This is a genomic window from Kitasatospora sp. NPDC032757 (assembly GCF_055579305.1).
The window spans coordinates 1-6,630 of the sequence record NZ_JBVINN010000083.1 but is presented as its reverse complement, the minus strand read 5'-3'; the positions used below and the strand labels follow the sequence as shown (position 1 = coordinate 6,630).

Below are 6,630 nucleotides of genomic sequence, written 5' to 3'. Positions count from 1 at the left end.
AAACGCTCGGCTGGAGAACTCCAGCCGAGCGCCTGCGTGATCTACTGGCAACCGCATAGGCCATCAGGTGTTGCGAGGACTACTAGAGACCACCCACTGCGCTTGACGATGGCCAGGACCAGCGCGAGGGCGGCGAGGCAGTACTCGACAAGGCTGCCGGTGTAGCCGCCGTCGGCCCAGACCAGGGCCAGCCGGTGATGCGCGGCGGCGACTTGGGCGAGCAGGACCAGGGCTGCCGCACGGTCGCCGACATCGGCGGAGGTGACCATCACCGCGAGCAGCAGGCCGAGCGTGTCGACGACCGCGTGTCGTTTGCGGCCGTTGATCAGCTTGCCGCCGTCGAAACCGCGACTGTCGGAGCCGACGACGGCGTCCGCCTTGACCGACTGGGAGTCGATCACCCCGGCGCTCGGCTCCGGATCCCGGCCCGCCTGCTCGCGGACCCGACGGCGGAGCCGGTCGTGGAACTCCTTGACCAGGCCGTGGTCGCGCCAGCGTCGGAAAAACGCGTAGACCCGGTCCCACGGCGGGAAGTCGACCGGGATGGCCCGCCACTTCGTGCCGTTGTCGACGAGGTAGCGGATCGCGTCCAGTATCGCTCGGTGGCAGTATGCCTCCGGCTGCCCGCCCCGGCCCCGCAGCCAGCCCGGCACCGGCAGCAACGGCCGGACCACTGCCCACTCGGCGTTCGACATGTCCGTCGGATAGCGGCGCTCGCGCACGCCGTGGTCGCCGGCGTTCCCGAACCTGTGGGCCAGGCAGTCACACGCAAGGGTGGCCGAAGTGGACCCCGCCTCGGAGATGCCGTAGAAATGCGCCAACAGGGTCTCCTGGGCAGCTCGTTGGCGTAGACACCCACTGAGCTACCAAGAGGCCCTGCTTCCATGCACGGCAGCCGCCACGGTCACCCAATCGAGACTCCGGTTTGACCGCCACGCCTCAAGATTGAACGACAACAGCCACTCAGGTGTCTCAGAGGCGTGTTCAGTTGCGGGCCAAGGGTTCCGGTCCGCCCGCCTTGCAGCCGATGCGCTGTGGAAGACCCAGGCGTGTCGTGCGGGGAGCTCGTCACCTGGGTCCCACGCCGCGATACTCGGCCCAGTCCCGCGAGGCGGCACGCCAGCCAGCCTTTCATCACCACTCGGATACCCGTTCGAGTGAAGCAAGGAGCCGAAGCGACTGGTCCGACTGGGCTTGGTATGCGGCCGGGTGGCCGTCGGCCAGCCGACGGACGCAGGCGGTGGCCGAATTGAAGCAGAAGATGAGCGAAGCAGCGTAAAATCTGTCTTCGCACCGCATCGGTTCAGTCTGTGTCGGCCAGCCACTGGTCGATGAGCGCCTTGCCAATCGAATCGACCCGGTACGGGCCGCCGAGAGCAGCGTCCGCCAGCCGCGCGCGCAGTTCCGCGGCCGTGAACCAGCGTGCCTCCACCACTTCCACGTTGTCCACATCGATCGCATCGGAAACGGCCTCGGCGCGAAACCCGATCATCACCCCGGCCGGGAACGGCCACCCCTGGGAACCCTGGTAGGTCACCGCACCCACGGTGACGCCGGCTTCCTCCCGCACCTCGCGGCGCACCGTGTCCTCGAAGCTCTCGCCAATCTCGACGAACCCGGCCAGGGTGCTGAAGCGGTTCGGGCCGGATGCCGCATGGCGGCCGAGCAGGCAGCGCCGGGGCGTGCCCGGAAGCTCGACTAGCACGATCACGGCCGGTTCGATCCGCGGGAACAGCAGCTTCCCACAGTTCTGGCAGGTCCGCAGGTGGCCACCATTGCAGGACCGGGCCGGGCCCCCGCAGGCGCCACAAAACCGCTGATTGCGGTTCCAGTGCAGAATTCCCCGCGCGTACGCCAGCAGACCCGCTTCGTCCGGCGTGATGGTGGGAACCATCGCCCGCACGTCCAGCATCCTGTCCGCGCCGGCCAGCTCGACGGCGCTCTCCCGTTCGAGCCCGGACACATCAGCCGCGAACACCGCCCTCTCGCCTTCGAGGCCGAGCAGCACCCGGTCGCCGGCCGCGACGAGGATGTCCCTCGCCTGGGCCAAGGGCAGCCGCAACGGCGTTTCGTTTCGCACCAGGCACTGGTCCTGCCACAGGGGAATGACCTGGGTACTGGCCCTGGTCAGCAGTGCCTCGATCCAGTCCGAGTCTCCCCGCCGATCAACGACACGGTCGAGCCCCAACCCGCTGTAGTACACCGCTCCTCCTGGATCACAGTGTCGGCCTGTCCTCGACACTAGCGGATACGTCCTGCCGACACCCTCCGCAGCCAGAACTTGGCTAAGTGACTGTTGTCTTTCCGGCCTTGAGGGCGGCGTTTTCGCTGTTCAGGCATAGGGTCGGTGGTCTCGGGGAGTGGTGACATTGTTGAGTCGTCGCTCTGCTGGAGGTCGGGGATGCCGTCGGTCGTAGGGCTGCTGGAACAGCGTGAGCTGACCGCTCGCCGTCGCATGGACGAACTGCGGGAGGAGGCCGACCGAATCCAGGCCGAACTGGCCGTGGTCGAGCGGGAGTGGAACGAGTGGGTCATCGCCCGCTCGCGCGTCGGCGAGGTCCTGGCCCCGGGCGACGACGTTGCCGACCCCGATGCCCGCGAGGATCTGACGGATCGCAGTCAGCCGCCGACAACGCCGCCACGGTCACCCGATCGAGACTCCGGTTCGACCGCCACGCCTCAAGATCGGAACGACAACAGCCACTCATCGAGGTTTGACGAGTCTCACCGAAGTTTGACCGGCGAGGGTTTGTCTCATCGAAGGTTGACGGCCGATTCAAGAGGGCTGTCCTGTCGCACTGCGCCTGTCGGATTCTCACTGCTTCTCGTTCGTGCTGGCGGATTCTCATTGCGTCGCGGCCTGAGCCGCGACGGCTACCCCGTACGTCGGGTCGGTTCTGTCGTACCTGGCTCGGCCTCCGGTAGCTGTTGATCGGGCCGACCGGGTGGGTGTGGCAGGGCCACCTTCGTTGTGCCGCTTGCCCCTACGTTGGTGGCCATGCACACGAACCGGCTGAGTGAGTTCCTACGGGCCCGGCGCGCACTGGTGCGTCCCGAGGACCACGAGATGCCCGCGGGGGCGCGCCGTACTCCCGGTCTGCGACGCGAGGAGATCGCGGTCCTCGCCGGGGTGAGCACCGACTACTACGTGCGGTTGGAACAGGGACGCGAACGCAATCCCTCGCCCCAGGTCCTGCGGGCTCTGGCGGGCGCCCTGCTGTTGAAGGACGAGGAAGCCGCCTACCTGCGCGCGCTGGTCGATCCGCCGCACCCCTGGCGCTCCGAGCCCGTCCGGGAGTACGCGGGCCCGCAGCTGGTGGCCTTGCTGGACATGTGGGCGGACACACCGGCTCTGGTCTACGGCCGGTACCTCGACCTGCTGGCCGTCAACTCCCTCGGCGAGGCTCTCTTCTCGTGGCTTGGCAGCGATTCCGGTCTGATCACAGCGATGTTCCTCAACCCGGCCGCCCGGGACTTCTACCGCGACTGGGCCGTCATCGCGCAGGGGTGCGTGGCCGCGCTGCGAGCCGCCAATCCCGCTTCGGACGATCGGCGGCTGCAGGAGCTGGTAGGCGAACTGTCCGTGCGCAGCCTCGACTTCGCACGCATGTGGGCGCGCCACGAGGTACGAGCCAAAACGGCCTCGACGAAACGCTTCCACCATCGGCTGGTCGGCGACCTCACCCTGGGCTTCGAGACCTTCTCCGTCAACAGCGCCCCCGGTCAGCACCTCGTCGTCTACCGAGCCGAACCCGGCACCGCTGCCGAGCAGTCACTGGCCCTGCTCGGCAGCTTCACCCTCACCGATCTCCACGACACTCCAACCGAAGGGCACACCCCGCATGAGCTCCCCTGACTTGCCGGTCTGGTTCATCACCGGCTGCTCCTCCGGCCTGGGCCGGGCACTGGCCACCGCCGTGCTGGAGCGCGGATGGCGGGCAGTGGTCACCGCCCGAGACCCCCGCACGGTCGCCGACGTGATCCGCGGGTACGACGAACGCGCCCTCCCACTGCCCCTGGACGTCACCGACTCCCGGCAGATCGCGACGGCGGTCACCCAGGCACAGACCGCCTTCGGAAAGATCGACGTCCTGGTCAACAACGCCGGCTACGGCTACCTCGCCGCCGTCGAAGAGGGCGAGGACGACGAGATCCGCGCCCTGTTCGACACCAACGTCTTCGGCTTGGCCAACACCACCAAGGCCGTCCTGCCGGGCATGCGCGCCCGCCGCGCCGGCCACATCGTGAACATCTCCTCACTCGGCGGCCTGCTCGGCTTCGGCGCCACCGGCTACTACCACGCCACCAAGTTCGCCGTGGAAGGCCTTTCCGAGTCACTCGCCGCCGAAGTCGCCCCCCTGGGCATCAAGGTGACGATCGTCGAACCCGCCGCATTCCGCACCAATTGGCCCGGGCCCTCCATGCGCCAGTCCGCCACCACCATCGACGACTACGCCCCCACCGCGGGCACCCGGCGCGCCAGCACCCTGGCCACCTACGGCCACCAGCCCGGGGACCCGGCACGCGCCGCCCAAGCCATCATCGACGCCATCACGGCCGAACAGCCACCGCTGCGCCTGCTGCTGGGAAAGGCCGCATACGACATCGCCACCGCCAAGCTCGACTCCCTCAAAACCACTTTCGACGGCTGGCGGGAGGTCACTCTCAGCACCGACTTCCCCTCGAAGCAGGTCGCAAGCTGAACGGCGTGCATCACCGATCCCAGGTGCCAGCTCTCCGCCCTGCCACACCGTTGAACGCGACATTCTGCAGAAGCCAGCTCTGTTGAGAACGCCGGGACGAACGGCTCTCAACCAACCTGGCAAGCCTGCAGCCCACGGCAAGATCCACGGACAACTGCACTGCGACGGGACAAGGGCGGCTGGCCGCGTGGTCTTGGCCAAGGCCTGCTCGTATGCCCGACGGCACCGGCTGGGAGGATCTCCGGCATGACCTCCCCGCTCCATGTCCTCCATGTCCTCGGTGCGCGCCCGTTCGCCGAGGTCGGTGAGCCTGTCCTGGCTGTGTCCGACGAGGGGCGTGGTCTGCTCGCCGTGGCGGGTGAGCGCGGGTTCGCCCAGATGGCGACGGTGGCGGTGTACGGCGTAGGGGACCTCGGCTGCCGGGCCGTGTTCCGGACCCGGTTCCCGGTGCACGCCCTGGCCTTCCACCCGACGGAACCCCTGCTCGCCGTCGGGACCGGGAAGTACGACGGCGGCTTCTTCTTCGAGGGCGAGCTGCTCCTGCTCGACTGGGAAACGGGCTCCTCCACCACCCTCATCGAGCACGACTTCGGCCGCCAGGTCCTCGGACTGACCTGGCTCGACGGGCAGGCCCTGCGCGTGCTGATGGCACCGCCCGACGACTACAAGGACGAACGGAAGGCTCACATCGAGGGCCACGTCGCCGTCGTGCGGCGGTCCGACTGGCGTGCTGCCGCACCCCGTTCGCTCACCGCCGCCGACCTGGCCGGCCCCCGGGTACCCGCCCCGCGCCCCGACGGACGGGACGAAGCCCATCGGGCGCTCTCCGCGCTGAGCCCGGACTGGGAGCCCCGGCGCCACGTCCTCGCCGTCGAGGAACTGCCGGACGGCACCGTCCTGGCCACCCTCGACCAGGAGGAGGACACCCCGGAGCGGCCCGTACGCACCGTCCTCGCTGACTGCCTGCTGATCCAGCACCGGACCACCGCGTACGTCGACCGGCAAGAGCGCCTGCGGATCCGGCGCGGCAGCCGGGACTACGTTCGCCAGGTCGCACGAGCCCGCCGGGGACCCAAGCAGGACTGGCTCGCGGCGCTCTCCCGCAAGGGGCCGGGCGCCCAACCCCTCTTCCCGTTCTCCTGGGAGCCCGGGCAGACGCACTTCCCCGGCCCGGGCGTGGAAACCGACGACGGCGACCTGGTGTACGCCGGCACCGTCTACGACGGCCGAGGCCTGCAACCCGGCGGTTCCTTCGTCGTCCGCCGCGCGGCCGCCGACGGCGTGCCCCGCTGGATCTTCCGGACCGACCACGTCGCCACCGACCTCGACACCGGAGCGGACACCGCCTACCTGGCCTACCGCAACGGCGAGCTCCTGGCCCTCGACCTCCACGGCGGCACCCTCCGCTGGCGCCACCGGCTGACCGTCGCCGGGGTCCCCGCCGTCCCGACGGCGCTGACCGTTACCGAACCCGGCCGCCTGCTCGTCGGCACGTCCGACGGTCGAATCCTGGACTGCGCCACCACCTAACCCCACACCCGGTCGGACCGGGCCAGTTGCGACGTGCGGCACCGGGTCGCCGACCGCCCCGAGCAAATCCGTTGGCACCGAGAGCCTTCAGATGGCAAGACTGCACTGGTGAACACCCTGCCGCCGTTGCCCGGCCCGCTCCCGCTGCCAGTACCGGACCCGCGTTCCCGCGACATCGTTCTCGACTATGCGGGCATGCACGCCCTGGTGGCCGACCTCGTTCTGCCCGGCGACGCGTCGATGTACGTCATGAGCGCGATGGAAACGTCCCGCGAGCTCATCCGGCACTCCTACTACCGGTTCGAGTTCGCCACCGTCGCCGTCACGCATTCCCTGTCCGCCCTGGAGCACGTCCTTGCCGAGCGTCTGGCGATCAACGAACCACTCCAGGACCTCA

5 protein-coding genes and 1 pseudogene are annotated in these 6,630 nt (G+C 68.9%); 4 read left to right on the top strand and 2 right to left on the bottom strand.

Going from position 1 to position 6,630, the window contains the following annotated elements:
• Nucleotides 1-41: 41 nt before the first annotated feature.
• Together ACZ5WK_RS39875 and nudC are read right to left on the bottom strand one after the other, a co-directional pair.
• On the bottom strand, nucleotides 42-821 hold the full coding sequence (locus ACZ5WK_RS39875) for an IS5 family transposase (RefSeq protein ID WP_465555421.1): 780 nt from the start codon (nucleotides 819-821) through the stop codon (nucleotides 42-44).
• 482 nt (nucleotides 822-1,303) lie between these two features.
• On the bottom strand, nucleotides 1,304-2,203 hold the full coding sequence (gene nudC / locus ACZ5WK_RS39870) for an NAD(+) diphosphatase (RefSeq protein WP_266301112.1): 900 nt from the start codon (nucleotides 2,201-2,203) through the stop codon (nucleotides 1,304-1,306).
• A 795-nt stretch (nucleotides 2,204-2,998) separates the two neighbouring features.
• Here nudC and ACZ5WK_RS39865 point away from each other — a divergent pair.
• From ACZ5WK_RS39865 to ACZ5WK_RS39850, 4 genes and pseudogenes are all read left to right on the top strand, one after another.
• A complete protein-coding gene (locus ACZ5WK_RS39865; protein WP_465555418.1) occupies nucleotides 2,999-3,856 on the top strand; it encodes a helix-turn-helix domain-containing protein in 858 nt (285 codons plus the stop codon).
• On the top strand, nucleotides 3,843-4,703 hold the full coding sequence (locus ACZ5WK_RS39860; RefSeq protein WP_465555416.1) for an oxidoreductase: 861 nt from the start codon (nucleotides 3,843-3,845) through the stop codon (nucleotides 4,701-4,703). The genes ACZ5WK_RS39865 and ACZ5WK_RS39860 overlap by 14 nt, the downstream gene beginning before the upstream one ends.
• A gap of 246 nt (nucleotides 4,704-4,949) precedes the next feature.
• The gene (locus ACZ5WK_RS39855; protein WP_465555414.1) at nucleotides 4,950-6,233 is read left to right on the top strand and encodes a hypothetical protein; all 1,284 of its coding nucleotides are present in this window, start codon (nucleotides 4,950-4,952) and stop codon (nucleotides 6,231-6,233) included.
• A 108-nt stretch (nucleotides 6,234-6,341) separates the two neighbouring features.
• Nucleotides 6,342-6,630, top strand: a pseudogene (locus ACZ5WK_RS39850) (hypothetical protein); the annotation flags it as partial.

Coding starts and splice junctions, on each gene's coding strand:
- ACZ5WK_RS39865 (WP_465555418.1), top strand. CDS start 2,999: ATGCACACGAACCGGCTGAGTGAGTTCCTACGGGCCCGGCGCGCACTG.
- ACZ5WK_RS39860 (WP_465555416.1), top strand. CDS start 3,843: ATGAGCTCCCCTGACTTGCCGGTCTGGTTCATCACCGGCTGCTCCTCC.
- ACZ5WK_RS39855 (WP_465555414.1), top strand. CDS start 4,950: ATGACCTCCCCGCTCCATGTCCTCCATGTCCTCGGTGCGCGCCCGTTC.